The 12,931-nt window shown below is 42.5% G+C and carries 15 protein-coding genes; 12 read left to right on the top strand and 3 right to left on the bottom strand.

Translation table 11 applies throughout. The features are described 5' to 3' along the window. Positions 1-14 precede the first annotated feature (14 nt). The 5 genes from A5875_RS06535 to A5875_RS06515 are packed head-to-tail and all read left to right on the top strand — an operon-like array spanning position 15 to position 3,058. Positions 15-455, top strand: coding sequence for a PTS sugar transporter subunit IIA (locus A5875_RS06535; protein ID WP_088932856.1), 441 nt, complete (start codon positions 15-17; stop codon positions 453-455). Continuing rightward, positions 427-900, top strand: coding sequence for a PTS system mannose/fructose/N-acetylgalactosamine-transporter subunit IIB (locus A5875_RS06530; protein WP_088932855.1), 474 nt, complete (start codon positions 427-429; stop codon positions 898-900). The genes A5875_RS06535 and A5875_RS06530 overlap by 29 nt, the downstream gene beginning before the upstream one ends. A gap of 19 nt (positions 901-919) precedes the next feature. After that, positions 920-1,681, top strand: a complete 762-nt coding sequence (locus tag A5875_RS06525; protein WP_176244716.1) for an SDR family NAD(P)-dependent oxidoreductase — start codon at positions 920-922, stop codon at positions 1,679-1,681. Between the two features lie 22 nt (positions 1,682-1,703). Continuing rightward, the gene (locus A5875_RS06520) at positions 1,704-2,435 is read left to right on the top strand and encodes a GntR family transcriptional regulator (protein WP_088932853.1); all 732 of its coding nucleotides are present in this window, start codon (positions 1,704-1,706) and stop codon (positions 2,433-2,435) included. Between the two features lie 14 nt (positions 2,436-2,449). Next, complete coding sequence (locus A5875_RS06515; protein ID WP_088932852.1) at positions 2,450-3,058, top strand: AAA family ATPase; 609 nt, start codon at positions 2,450-2,452, stop codon at positions 3,056-3,058. A gap of 30 nt (positions 3,059-3,088) precedes the next feature. Here the strand turns inward: A5875_RS06515 and A5875_RS06510 are convergent, their stop codons facing one another. Continuing rightward, complete coding sequence (locus tag A5875_RS06510; protein ID WP_088932851.1) at positions 3,089-3,895, bottom strand: MerR family DNA-binding transcriptional regulator; 807 nt, start codon at positions 3,893-3,895, stop codon at positions 3,089-3,091. A gap of 108 nt (positions 3,896-4,003) precedes the next feature. Between A5875_RS06510 and A5875_RS06505 the strand changes: the two genes are divergently transcribed. From A5875_RS06505 to rsgA, 5 genes are all read left to right on the top strand, one after another. Continuing rightward, complete coding sequence (locus tag A5875_RS06505) at positions 4,004-4,372, top strand: DUF1694 domain-containing protein (RefSeq protein ID WP_088932850.1); 369 nt, start codon at positions 4,004-4,006, stop codon at positions 4,370-4,372. A gap of 125 nt (positions 4,373-4,497) precedes the next feature. Beyond that, positions 4,498-5,445, top strand: coding sequence for a LacI family DNA-binding transcriptional regulator (locus A5875_RS06500; protein ID WP_088932849.1), 948 nt, complete (start codon positions 4,498-4,500; stop codon positions 5,443-5,445). A gap of 40 nt (positions 5,446-5,485) precedes the next feature. Beyond that, positions 5,486-5,866 carry a VOC family protein gene (locus A5875_RS06495; protein ID WP_088932848.1) on the top strand — a complete coding sequence of 127 codons (381 nt, stop codon included), beginning with the start codon at positions 5,486-5,488 and terminating at the stop codon, positions 5,864-5,866. A gap of 88 nt (positions 5,867-5,954) precedes the next feature. Further along, positions 5,955-6,278, top strand: a complete 324-nt coding sequence (locus A5875_RS06490; RefSeq protein ID WP_088932847.1) for a carboxymuconolactone decarboxylase family protein — start codon at positions 5,955-5,957, stop codon at positions 6,276-6,278. 433 nt (positions 6,279-6,711) lie between these two features. Beyond that, the gene (rsgA, locus tag A5875_RS06485) at positions 6,712-8,052 is read left to right on the top strand and encodes a ribosome small subunit-dependent GTPase A (protein WP_088932846.1); all 1,341 of its coding nucleotides are present in this window, start codon (positions 6,712-6,714) and stop codon (positions 8,050-8,052) included. Positions 8,053-8,094: 42 nt separating this feature from the next. Here the strand turns inward: rsgA and A5875_RS06480 are convergent, their stop codons facing one another. Then, positions 8,095-8,691, bottom strand: coding sequence for a TetR/AcrR family transcriptional regulator (locus tag A5875_RS06480; RefSeq protein ID WP_254911852.1), 597 nt, complete (start codon positions 8,689-8,691; stop codon positions 8,095-8,097). Between the two features lie 181 nt (positions 8,692-8,872). On the opposite strand from A5875_RS06480, the gene A5875_RS06475 reads away from it, so the two are divergent. Beyond that, positions 8,873-9,574: an ABC transporter ATP-binding protein gene (locus A5875_RS06475; protein WP_088932845.1), complete on the top strand. Its 702-nt coding sequence runs from the start codon at positions 8,873-8,875 to the stop codon at positions 9,572-9,574. Positions 9,575-9,585: 11 nt separating this feature from the next. Next, on the top strand, positions 9,586-12,378 hold the full coding sequence (locus tag A5875_RS06470) for an ABC transporter permease (protein ID WP_088932844.1): 2,793 nt from the start codon (positions 9,586-9,588) through the stop codon (positions 12,376-12,378). 53 nt (positions 12,379-12,431) lie between these two features. On the opposite strand, the gene A5875_RS06465 is transcribed toward A5875_RS06470, so the two are convergent. Then, positions 12,432-12,848, bottom strand: coding sequence for an Lrp/AsnC family transcriptional regulator (locus A5875_RS06465; RefSeq protein ID WP_088932843.1), 417 nt, complete (start codon positions 12,846-12,848; stop codon positions 12,432-12,434). Between the last annotated feature and the right edge of the window lie 83 nt (positions 12,849-12,931).

Below are 12,931 nucleotides of genomic sequence, written 5' to 3'. Positions count from 1 at the left end.
AATGAGGTGAACAAATGGTTAATGTCGTCATAATAAGTCATGGGGAATTTTGTGAAGGCTTGTTAAGCAGTTTAAAAATGATCGCAGGAGATACTTTCGGGGTCAAAGCAGTGCCTTTGATTCCGGGCGAATCGCCTGAAAGCTACCGCGAGAAATTAGCAGTGGTGTTATCAGAATATACAGACAAGGAAAGCGGCTTTATCATTCTTTCAGATATTGCCGGCGGGACACCTTTTCAAAGTGCCGCCTATCTATCCAAGGATTTTAAAATCGGGTTAGTTTCAGGGATGAATATGCCTATGCTATTAACGTTAGCATTGGGACGAACGGAAGAGGACACATTAGATTCCTTAATGGAAAAGGCAACAACGAAAGATGGTATCGGAATTCAAAGCAAGGTATTCGGTAGAGGGGAGCGGAAGCAGCGTGCAAAACTTAGTATTAACAAGAATTGATGATCGCTTGATTCACGGACAGGTGATGACTGCTTGGATCAAAAATAAAGGTGCCAATCAAGTGGTGATCGTAGATGATGGTACGGCCAATGATGACTATATGATTGAGGTTCTGGAAATGGCGATCCCAGAAGAAATCGCGATCGGTATTTTTACCAAAGAAGAAGGGGTTCAATTTTTCGGTCAAGGCTTGGACGAGCCAACGATTCTTTTAGTAAAAGGCCCAGAAGCGCTGAACTATTTGGTGGATAACGGAATTCAAATCGATGAGGTCGATGTAGGCGGAATGGGCACAAGACCGGATCGCAGTGTTTTATATAAGAATATTTCCACCAGCCAAGATGAAAATCAACAATTCAAAGCATTGCTTGATAAAAATGTGAACGTCTTCATTCAGGTGATGCCGCAGGACAAACCTGTCGGAGTCGACAAGTATCTAAAATAGGAGCACAAAAATGGAAAAAATGGATGGAAAAGTCATCATTATTACAGGCGGCAGCAGCGGAATGGGTGCAGCTATGGCGAAAGATTTTGCTATGCGTGGTGCCAAGGTCGCGATCTTTGATTTGAATGAAGAAAAAGGTCAGCAACTAGCTGCTGAAGCTGGGCAAAACGTTACCTATTATAAAATCGATGTAACCTCAAAAGCTGAAATCGAAAAAGGAGTATCGGCTGTTGAAGAAAAAGATGGACCGTTAACTACTCTGGTTAATTCGGCAGGAATTTCCAAAATGGTGCCGTTTCTGGAAAGCAGTGAGGAATTGTGGGATTTGACGATGAACGTCAACTTGAAGGCCACCTTCTTATGCTGTCAAGTCGCGATTGAACGGATGCTGGAGCATGGCGGCGGAGAAATTCTCAACATGTCCTCCTTATCTGGGAAAAAGGCTAGTTCTTGGCAGACTATCTATTGTGCCAGTAAATTTGGCGTACAAGGACTGACCCAATCGATCGCCAAAGAATTCGCGGATCAAAACATTCGGGTCAATTCCATTTGTCCGGGGATCGTCTATACCGAGATGTGGGAAAAATTGAAGCATGAGTATGCTAGAAAACGAAAAATCGATCCTGAGGAAGTAATGGATTATTTTAAAGGAAATATCCCGATGCATCGACTGGTCGATATGCAGGATGTGATCAACGCTGCGGTATTCTTGCTGACAGAAAATTCCAGCTACCTGACAGGGCAATCAATTAATCTGGTTGGCGGAGAGTGGATGGATTAAAGGAGTAGGAGGATGTTGTAGAATGACTTCGTTGGATTTTAGCGGCAGAGAACAGCTTTATTACCAGCTCTATGACCGCTTGTTCCAAAAAATTATCAATGGCACCTATACTATCGGAGAGTGTATTCCTTCTGAGAGTGAATTGATGAAGACCTATCAAGTGAGTCGAGCAACCGCTAGGCGTTCAATGGAAATGCTTGCAAACGACGGCTTTGTAAAAAAGCAGCGGGGGCTTGGAACAGTCGTCATTTCTACTCATCCAAAGCATTCTCCTCAGCGAGTAGCAAAATATTCAAGAAAGAAGAGTCTTGAAGATGTTATCGCAAAGAAAAAAGTCATCGAGTTCAAGGTAGTGGAAGCACCTGCGGAGGTTTCTGAGGCACTGAAGCTAAAACCCGATACAGAGGTCATTTGTTTGAATCGGGTGCGTTATGGGGATAAAGAGCCATATTACTTGGAGATCAATTATTTTGAGAAAGAATATGTTCCGGCAATGCTGAATCGTAATTTTTCCGAGGAATCGCTGCGTGTTTTTCTTGATAAAACCTATAATATCCAATGGTCTTACGCTAGTCAGAAAATCTATTCAATCACTGCGGCGGGTACTATCGCGGATCTTTTGAAGGTAGAAGCAGGAACGCCTTTACTTCACATCAAAAGAATTTCCTATGATGTGAAGGATATCCCGCGCGAATACGTAGACAGCTACTATTTAGCCGATAAGTATTTTCTGGAAATCGAACTAACGATATAAAGGAAGGAATCAACTTGAAGAAAACCTTGATTTTATTAGCAGGCTATCCTGGCACCGGCAAATCCTACTTAGCCAATTTGATCTTGGAAAAATTTCCCAGCCTTCAATTTCTTTCACCTGATGAAATGAAAGAAAAGAATTGGGATCGCTACGGCTTTAACGATTTAGCTGAAAAGGAATTGCTGATTGAAAAAAGCTGGCAGGATTATTATCAGGAGCTGGAGGCGCTGTTTCAGCAGGAGATCAGTCTGATTTCTGATTATCCATTTAGCGAAAAGCAAAAAGAGCGACTGCTGCAATTGTCCCAACAGTATGATTATCAAGTGGTTACGATCCGTTTGATAGCTGACTTGGACGTTCTTTATGAACGGCAAAAAATCCGCGATTTGGATCATTCAAGACATTTAGGTCATATCTTGTTGAGCTATCATAAGGAAACAACCAAGCTGAACCATCAGGAGGCGGACAACCTAGTTGATTATGAGGAGTTCATCAAGCGCTGTACGACTCGCGGATATGGTGATTTTTCATTGGGAACGTTAATCGAGCTGGATGTCACTGATTTTTCTTTGGTAGACTATAATCAACTATTAAGAGAAGTCGCGGTTTTACTTGTCGATTAGCCAAGCATAAAAAAAGTAGCTGATTTTTTATCAGCTACTTTTTTTTACTGGCATCCGCACTTCAAATGTCTGTTCTATTTCTGCGCTTTGCTGAGCATACATTTCTAATTCAAACAGGAGAATCGCTTCTTTGCTGGCAGCAACTTCCGATGAAGAGCGATAGACCTCGTGGATATCGGCTGTCTCCGTGATTTTTGTTAAGTAGCGAGTTTGCGGTAAATGGAGAACGTTGTCGTATTGTTTATTTTGCAGATTCTCCTCAAGGGTTAAAAAGATAAAGGATTCCGTTTGTTGATTATTGACTTTTAAGGCGATGCCGCCTTCATAGATGGCTTCCAAGCCTAACTCAGTTACGCGCTTGAACATTTGGTTTAAAGCAAAATGATAGTCGTTGGTCCCGATTTCGCCAGTAAAGGGCTCCAGCCAATAATCGGTGGGTTCGATGGTGAGGTAGAGGCCCGCTTTTCTTTTTCGCAGCGTCTCGTTGCGCTGAACATCCTTCTTCATCTCTTCTAAAAAGTTCAGCTTCTTTTCAAACTCCGCAACTTTATTTCTTACCAGCTTGATTCCAGTATCCAATACGCTGTCGACATCAATCGTGGTGCCGTCAAGGGCTAAAAAGTCTTTAATATCTTTAAGGGGAATGCTGATCTCGGCGCAAAGCTTGATCATATCAACTAAGTAAATGTGTTCCCGGGAATAATAGCGATAGCCGTTTTCGGGATTGATGTAAGTTGGAATAAGGATACCGATACGATCATAATATCTCAGGGCCTTAACGTGGATGCCGGTCAGCTTAGCTAATTTCCCAATGGTTAGTAATTCTTTTGTTTGCATGTTTTCTCCTTGACCTTCCCTTTAAGGGATAGTTTATAACTGCTTTATAGCATATTTTAGCAGGGATTTCAAAGTTTGAAAGTGCTTTGAATAATGGAGGGGAGCAGCATGATTTTCAAAAAATTGATCAGCTATCTAAATCAGCGGCAGGAAAAGGCCAACAATCGCTTGATTGAAGAACGGGTTCTGCTGGGCAGTGATCGGAAAAGGGTCCTGTATTTTCTAACCTTCAAGGAATTGCATGAAAATGTTGAGGCCTCAATGAATCAGCTAAAGGCGCTGTTGCAGCGAAAGGGGAAGCTAATCATCAACGGCAACTTGAAGCTGCCCATGATAACAAAATTGATGCTGCTGTCAAAACGTCATGATCGGCATTTTACGATCGTGGTAAATGACGGGTATCGTTTATCGATGCTGCAGGATATTGAGAAGAAGGAACACTTGGCGGTTATTTTCGAGGAGGAGCCATCAGAATAAAATACAGGAGCAGTCGAAGAAGCGGCTGTTCCTTTTTTTAATAAAAAATATTGACATGGGACGCGTCCCATAGTTTATATTCGTATTAGAGGATTTAGTGTAAGCTAGAGCTGGGAGGTGGGCGCTTGGTAAATATTCGTGATATCGCTAAAATGGCAGGCGTTTCGAAAACGACTGTCTCACGAGTGATCAATAATCATCAGTATGTGTCTGAGGACATTCGAGAAAAAGTACAGGCAGTCATGGAAGAGACCGGCTATGTGGTCAATGGGAATGCGGTGAAATTAAGCAACGGCAAGAATTATACGCTGGGTGTGACTTTACCTTACAATAATTCCTGTTATGATCGTTTAGTCAATAGTTTATTGTTTCATGCTAGGGAAAAGGGCTATCAGGTGCTGCTTTTGCCTACCTATTATGATGAAAAAACGGAAAGCGAGTATTACTCTTTACTTGAAAAACGTATGATCGATGGCTTGGTTTTAGTATCCCGCGCGAGTAATTTAGAAAATTGGACCAAGCTCAAATCCAGAGGCCGGATCGTTTCCACGGAAAAGGTCGCCGATCCTAAAATTCCCATGATCTACCCTGATCGCAAAAAAGCTTATGAGCAGCTGTTTAAGGATTTGGCGCAGCAGGGCTTTTCAAAAGTGACCTTCACCAATAAGCGGCCGCTTGCTGAAAGTACCAGTGCTAGAGACAAAGCAGAATGTTACCAGCAATATTTTGGTGAAGTGGTTGAAGGGCAGAATTTCTTTACGGGAGTGGAGGGCTATGACAGCGGCTATTATTGGGCGAAGGAAACCTATAGCGATTTGCCGCTGCCTGAAATAATCTATGCCAATGCGGATGATACGGCTGCAGGGATCATTAGTGCCTTGCAGGAGCTAGGATTCACCCATAAAAAGGATTACCAAATCATCGGCGAAGGGAATCTGGCATACAGCCAGCTGCTGAATTTTTCTACGATCGATTTTTTGCCGGATGAAATCGGAGCAGCAGTGATCGATTATATTTTATCGGATCAAAAAACGATTCACACAGCCAAGGAACCAAGAATTATCAAAAGATAAATACTCACTAAAATTTGGAAATAGGAAAGGAACCTAAAAAATGCATATCGAACACGTAGCCATTTGGACAAAAGACTTGGAAAAAATGAAGGAATTTTACGAGCACTACTTTAATGTTACCAGTACAGAGCTTTATCATAATAAAAAGACCGGTTTTAAATCTTATTTTGTCAGCTTTGAATCTGGCAGCCGCTTGGAGCTGACTTCTAAGCAGCATCTCTCAAATCGCGTGGCGGAAAGCTTGGGCTATACGCATATGGCGATCTCAGTCGGCACAAAAGTGGATGTCGATGCCTTTGTTGAAAAATTCTTAGCAGACGGATTCCCATTATTGAACGGACCAAGAACGACCGGCGACGGCTATTATGAAGCAGTCATCCAAGATCCCGAAGGAAACCTGATCGAGCTTACAACAGATTAATTCCCATTCAGCAGCCGAAACTTCGGCTGTTTTTTTGTCTAAAGCTGTATAATTATAAGAGTAAAAAAACAAAAGGCGGCGAATAAGTTTGGAACAAAGCAGTGAAAGAAAAGTCTACAATGAACGTTTGGCACAAGAGGATGATTTTTTTAAGCAGTTTGGTGAACTAGATTCTCAAACCTATCAAGCCAATGTTCTTGATAAGCAGCAAAAAGAAATGATCGGGCTGACCATTTCAATCATGTCAAAATGTGATGAGTGCATTCTTTATCATTTAGAGGAGTGTCAAAAAGCCGGGATCACGCGGGCTGAGGTGATGGAGGTCGTAAAGCTGACAGTAATAGGCGGCGGCTCGGTTCTTTATCCTACTGCTCGGAAGATTTTGCGGCTGCTGGATGAGCTGAATTATTAGCAAAAAGAATTTTAGGTTGATTTGCCATCTTATGATTTGCTATACTGAGCTTGAAAATAAATCAACCACCTATGAATGAATGGAGCATGTTTTGTGAGTGTCACAGGTATCTAATCAATAAGCTGAATAGCCGAATAAAGTGCGTTTTATTTGGTGTGCTTGTGGAAGTGATATCTGTCGAATGAATGGGATAAGTGTATTCTCAAGACGATAGTATGACTATCGTCTTTTTTGTCGTTTCAATTTTCGCAGTTTGAAAAAGCTGAAGCGAGGAAGACCGGATTCTTTTTGATACTTTTTAGGTGAAAAATTTATTTTCGCGGCAGATATCATAGTAAAAAAATTAATGAAAGAAGGACATGATGTATGCTATCGGAAATAGAGGTTTCACGACAAAGGAGAAAGAATAAGACAATGGGAGAAAAACAAATCTATGAATACACCAATTATCGAAAACCGCCCAGCTGAAACGATCGCACAGGTCACAGCTGTTTATAAAGACCTATTTGAAATTACGAAAGAAACTGAAACAGGGTTGGCAAGGATCAAACGCAGCCACTATCAGAATCAACCGTCCGATTATCCAACAACGGGTGATTACGTCGCTGTTGACTGGCAGGGAGCAGACCAAAGTATCATCCAGCGCACATTGCCGCGGACTTCGAGCTTGTCGCGGCTGGATTCCTTTAAAGGCACGGAGCAAATGATCGCCGCTAATTTTGATTACGTGATGATCCTGCAATCAATTGGTCATGACTTTAACTTGCGCCGTTTGGAACGTTATTTGACGCTTGCTTGGCAATCAGGCGCGATCCCGCTGGTTTTATTAACGAAGATAGATACGGGGAAAGACTATTCTGATCAGCTTGCGGCGGCTCAGAAAGTTGCATTGGGAACAGAAGTCCATGCCATCAGCGCACAAACCGGTGCAGGAATAGCGGAGCTGAATCAATACTTGCGGCCAGAAAAGACCGCTGTTTTAGTTGGCTCTTCGGGTGTCGGCAAGTCGACCTTGATCAATCGCTTATTAGGCAAAGAGGTCATGGCGACTAGTGCGATCCGGGAAAAAGATGGCCGCGGCCGCCATACCACAAGTCATCGTCAATTATTCCAGTTGGCAAATGGCGCGAAGCTGATCGACACGCCGGGAATGCGGGAAGTCGGGATGTGGGATGTCCGTCAAGGTTTAGAAGAAAGCTTTGCGGATGTCGAAAGCTATTTTGGCAAATGTAAATTTAACGACTGTCGTCATCAAAGCGAACCTGATTGTGCAGTCAAAGAAGCGTTGCGCAATGGCGAGCTGTCCTCAGAGCGCTGGGAAAGCTATCTTAAACTCCACGCGGAAGCGAAATATACGAATGACAAAACCGCCTATTTACGAGAAAAAGAAATTTGGCTAAAGGATATCAGCAAGTTCGCGCGCCAGTTAAAAAGCAATTATCAACATACTGCCTACAGCGAAAGCTTTATTTGTCAGGAATGCGGAATGCCGGCTAATCCTGAAAGTGCGGGAAGTCAGCATCGCAATCATTGTCCTCATTGCTTGGTTAGTCTGCATGTGGACAATCGGCCAGGAGATCGCGCGTCGCTGTGTAAAGGACGAATGGAGCCGATCAGTATTTGGGCAAAGGCCGATGGCGAATGGGCGATCATTCATCGTTGTCGCGATTGCGGCACCTTAAAAACCAATCGCGTGGCCGCCGATGACAATCAGCAGCTCTTGATCGGATTGGCAGAAAAAGCCTTGAAGCATCCACCGTTTAAAATAGGCTAAAAGAAAGCGTTCAGGTCAATTCCTGAACGCTTTTTAGCTACTTTAAAGCAATAGTTCATAAGGGGAGATTTGCTTGGCTTTGGTGATCATCACCGCTATTTCTTCTGGCGACTCAGCGGCATCCTTTTTGATCCATAAAACCAAGATCGCGACCATACTCGATAATAAGATTTCTCTCGCGTAATCTTCCGGCAGCATTTTTTGCGAAAAGGTCAGCTTTTCGGATTGCTGGATTTTTGAGTCAATCATCTGGCTGAGAATTTCTTTGATCATCAGGATGAAGTTAGGATCGCCCCCGTCGCTGGCCAAAGTTTTGATAAAGTCAAAATCATTTTTTACATAGATCAAAGCCTTTAGAATCGCATCGTAGGGAATCAGCTCGATCGGATCATTCAAATTCTCGGTATTTTTATCAAATAGCAAAATCTGCTTTAGATCGTTAATGGCCTGCTCCTCTAATTTTTCCATTAGATCATACTTGTCCAAATAATGCAGGTAAAAAGTTCCGCGATTAATCTGCGAATCGCGCGCCAAATCACTGACGGTCACATTGTCTAAGCCTTTTTCTCTCACTAATTTGATGAAAGAATTTTTGAGTTTTGCTTTTGTTTGCGTACTTCTTTCTTTTGCCAATTCCATCTTCCTCCTTATTTTTTTGTTAAAGGGCTGCATTTCTTAAGAAAGCTTATCCCCAGCTATAACGCTTGCCAAAACCTTAAATCAACACTTTTCAAAAACTGATTATTGTCTTCCTGTCACCTTGATTCTATACTCTTGATATAAATAAATCAACACGTTGTTAATTTAAGGAGGAACAAATATGAGTTACATTGAAGTAGTAAACAGCTATAAACGTTATCAGATGGGAGATAGTGAAATTGTCGCGAACGAAAATATCTCTTTTGAAATTGAAAAGGGTGAGTTATCCATTATTCTGGGCGCTTCGGGTGCCGGGAAGTCGACCATCTTAAATATCTTAGGCGGAATGGATTCAAATGATTCTGGAAAAATAATTATCGATGGGAATGATATTTCAAATTACAATTCGAAGCAATTGACGAAGTATCGCAGAGAAGAAGTTGGTTTCGTCTTTCAATTTTACAATTTAGTTCCTAATTTGACTTCAAAGGAAAATGTCGAGCTGGCTTCGGAAATTGTAAAAAATGCCTCTGATCCAGTGACAGTATTGCAGGAGGTCGGCTTGGCAGAGCGGATAAATAATTTCCCAGCGCAGCTATCTGGTGGTGAACAGCAGCGGGTCGCCATCGCGCGAGCAGTCGCCAAAAATCCTAAGATCCTACTTTGTGATGAGCCGACTGGTGCATTGGATTATCAAACAGGAAAACAAGTTTTACAAATTTTACAAGACATGAGTCGTATTCAAGGGGCCACCGTCATCATCGTTACCCACAATGCCGCGATCGCTCCAATCGCCGATCGAGTCATACGGATGCGTGATGCTAAGGTCAAAGCAGTCGAGGTTAATCATAACCCGCAAAAAATTGCTGATATCGAGTGGTAGGTGAAGGAAAAATGAAGAAAAAATTATGGAAAGATATTTTTAAATCAATTGCTAAATCCAAAGGACGTTTCGTATCCATTATGGGACTGATGCTGCTAGGTTCATTTGCATTGGTAGGATTAAAAGTAACAGGACCGGATATGCGGGCGACCGGCGAGGATTATTCTGCAAAGCTGAATGTTGCTGATGTTACCGTCATAGGCGGGCTGGGGATCGATAAAAGTGATGAAGCGCTGATCGATCAGGCTAAGGGGTTAGAAAAAGTAGAGTACGGCTATTTAAAGGATGTTGTGATTAAGGACACGGACGATAGTGTGCGACTATTCTCAGCGTCTGACAATGTTTCGGAGTATCAACTCACGAAAGGGCGGCTGCCTGAAAAAGGCAATGAAATAGCCCTCAGTCAAATGTATGACAACAAGTATAAAATCGGTGACCAGATCGATTTTACCGAAAAGCAGGATCAGACCGGCAGCTCTACCTTAAAACGCCATAACTTTAAGGTCGTCGGCTTTGTTTATTCTGGTGAGATCTTATCGAATGTCAATTTAGGCCAATCGACTGCTGGGACTGGAGCATTAAAGGGCTATGCCGTTGTTTCCAAAAATGTTTTTGATGTGGATTATTATATGCTGGCGCGCTTGACGTTTGATGATACTAAAGGCTTAGATCCATATTCGACAGCGTATACCGATAAAATACAGGAACATAAAGATGATCTAGCGGAGCTTTTAAAAGATCAGCCTGCCCAGCGCTTATCTTCTATTAAAGAGGAATATCAAACGCAAATCACTGACGGGCAGCAGCGCATTGACAATGCAAAACAGGAAATCACTGCTGCTCAGCTGCAGCTGGATGAAGCCAAGCAGCAATTAGACAGCAACAGCGATGCACTGCAGGCAAAAATGCAGCAAGCAAATGAACAGAATATTCCATTACCAGCCGAAGCCAGCCAACAATTGTCCAGCGCTCAAGCCGAGCTGGCACTGAAGGAACAGGAATATGAGGAAAAAAATCAAGCCTTTCAAAAGAAAAAAGGCGAAGCAGAAGCCGAGATCAATCAAAATGAGCAGCGATTGACCGAAGCCCAAGAGACACTTGAGCATTTAGAGGAGCCAGAATATTCCTTAAACAGCCGGCGCGAAATTCCCGGCGGTGAAGGTTATAAGATTTATAGTTCGCTTTCTACTATCGTTGATGCGTTAGCCAATGTTTTCCCGATTTTTCTTTATTTTGTTGCCGCCTTGGTGACCTTTACTACAATGTCGCGCTTTGTTGAGGAAGAGCGGACGAATACGGGAACATTGAAGGCCTTAGGATATGACAATCGAGATGTCATGAAAAAATTTACGTTTTATGGATTGGTTTCAAGTCTTACCGGAACGGTTCTAGGAGTGATTTTAGGCCACACATTATTGCCGCTGATCGTTTATAACGCCTATCATTCCGGCTTTACTGTTCCTAAAATCGAAATGCACTTCCATTGGCAGGTGACACTGGTCGCCTTATTATTAGCGCTGTTCAGTGCGGTTTTACCTGCGTGGCTAGTTGCCGTAAAAGAATTAAGAGAGAAGCCGGCACAATTATTACTGCCGAAAGCGCCAACGGCTGGTTCAAAGATTTTATTGGAAAGAATCACTTTTATCTGGAAACGCCTAAGCTTCACCCATAAGGTAACGGCGCGCAATATTTTCCGCTATAAAAAACGAATGCTGATGACTATTTTTGGTGTCGCCGGTGCGGTTGCTTTGCTTTTTGCCGGCTTCAGCGTGCAGCATTCGATCAGTGGGATCAATGAACGGCAATTCGGGGATTTGATTCGCTATGATATGATCGTGGCGGAAAACAATTATGTGACCGATGATCAGCAGCAAGAAATTGATGATCTATTGAACAGCTCGTCGATTGATAAAAAGGAAGCCGTTTGTTATGAGGAAATGAGTAAAGTAGCTGGGGCGAATCAAGACAAACAGTCTATCAAACTAATCGTTCCAAGTAATGAAGAGCAGTTCTCCGACTATATCCAGCTTGAAAATCGTCAAACCGGTAAGAAAATTGCATTGCCGGATAATGGCGTAGTCATTTCAGAGCGATTAAGCAAGTTGCTAAATGTTGAAAAAGGCGATTCCATTGTCTTGAAGGACGAAAATGATCAAAAGCGTGAGATGAAAGTCAGTGGGATCACTGAAATGTATATGGGCCACTTCGCGTTTATGAGTCAAGAAGGCTATCAAAAGACGTTTGACCAGCAGCCAAAAGATAATGCTTACTTAGTTCGGCTAAAAACCAGTACGGTAAGCAACACGGAAAAACAAGCGGCTAAATTTACTAACCTAAGCGGTGTCAAGGGTGTGGTTCAGAATACGACGCTGACGAACCAAGTCGATACGATCGTCCATTCATTGGATAAAATCATGACGGTATTGATTATCATCGCAGCACTCTTAGGAATAGTAATTCTTTACAATTTAACGAACATCAATGTTTCCGAACGAATCAGAGAGCTGTCGACGATTAAAGTTCTTGGCTTTTATGATAAAGAAGTCACGCTGTATATTTATCGCGAGACCATTTTATTGACCTTAATGGGAATCTTGACTGGTTTCGGCGTTGGCGAGCTGCTGCACCGATACATCATTACCGTGGTTCCTCCCGACGATGTGATGTTCAATCCAGCTTTATCCGTCACTAGTTTTGTTATACCGGCAGCCATTATTTCTCTAGTCACGCTGATGCTAGGGTTTGTGGTAAATCGACGCTTACGAAATGTTGATATGTTGGAGGCATTGAAATCTGTCGATTAATGGTTCACATAACAAAAACAGCCGCTCAGAAAAAAACTGAGCGGCTGTTTCATTTAAACCGTATCATTTGCGGCTGATGAAAAGACGATATGGGTGGAAGGTGTGCCAAAGCGCATCGTTTCATCAATAAAAGCTTCCAGCAATTCCATATTCTCGGCAACGACTTTGACCAGATAACTGTAATAGCCGGCGATCCGATAATACTTCAGCACCATCGGCTGATTCGAACAAAATTCGCGGAAGGCTTTGCAATTGACCGTTTCAAACATAATGAAGGCGGTGATGCTTTTCCCCATTTTCTGATAATTGATGTTGATCGTGTATTTGTCAATGATCCCGGATTCCTCCAGCTTCGTGATCCGTTCTTTGACGGCGGGAGAACTAAGGGCTACTTTTTGAGCAATCTCGCTGTAGGACGCACGAGCGTTTTCTTTCAAGAGATTTAATATTTTTTTATCGGTCTCATCCATTTTCATGCCTTCTTTCTTTTTTTAAGTGAAAGAATAAAAATTCTTTAGATTATAAAGCAGTCAAACAAAAACAGCTTAAAAAC

The sequence above is a fragment of the Enterococcus sp. 3H8_DIV0648 genome, assembly GCF_002140655.1.
Taxonomy (GTDB): Bacteria; Bacillota; Bacilli; order Lactobacillales; family Enterococcaceae; genus Enterococcus_A; species Enterococcus_A hulanensis.
This window is presented reverse-complemented; position numbering and strand designations above follow the sequence as displayed.

What these genes read in the sequence shown, in the direction of transcription:
- A5875_RS06470 (WP_088932844.1), top strand. Translation starts at nt 9,586, where the DNA reads ATGAAGAAAAAATTATGGAAAGATATTTTTAAATCAATTGCTAAATCC.
- A5875_RS06505 (WP_088932850.1), top strand. Translation starts at nt 4,004, where the DNA reads ATGATTTTCAAAAAATTGATCAGCTATCTAAATCAGCGGCAGGAAAAG.
- A5875_RS06535 (WP_088932856.1), top strand. Translation starts at nt 15, where the DNA reads ATGGTTAATGTCGTCATAATAAGTCATGGGGAATTTTGTGAAGGCTTG.
- A5875_RS06465 (WP_088932843.1), bottom strand. Translation starts at nt 12,848, where the DNA reads ATGGATGAGACCGATAAAAAAATATTAAATCTCTTGAAAGAAAACGCT.
- A5875_RS06475 (WP_088932845.1), top strand. Translation starts at nt 8,873, where the DNA reads ATGAGTTACATTGAAGTAGTAAACAGCTATAAACGTTATCAGATGGGA.
- A5875_RS06510 (WP_088932851.1), bottom strand. Translation starts at nt 3,895, where the DNA reads ATGCAAACAAAAGAATTACTAACCATTGGGAAATTAGCTAAGCTGACC.
- A5875_RS06480 (WP_254911852.1), bottom strand. Translation starts at nt 8,691, where the DNA reads ATGGAATTGGCAAAAGAAAGAAGTACGCAAACAAAAGCAAAACTCAAA.
- rsgA (WP_088932846.1), top strand. Translation starts at nt 6,712, where the DNA reads ATGAATACACCAATTATCGAAAACCGCCCAGCTGAAACGATCGCACAG.
- A5875_RS06525 (WP_176244716.1), top strand. Translation starts at nt 920, where the DNA reads ATGGATGGAAAAGTCATCATTATTACAGGCGGCAGCAGCGGAATGGGT.
- A5875_RS06520 (WP_088932853.1), top strand. Translation starts at nt 1,704, where the DNA reads ATGACTTCGTTGGATTTTAGCGGCAGAGAACAGCTTTATTACCAGCTC.
- A5875_RS06495 (WP_088932848.1), top strand. Translation starts at nt 5,486, where the DNA reads ATGCATATCGAACACGTAGCCATTTGGACAAAAGACTTGGAAAAAATG.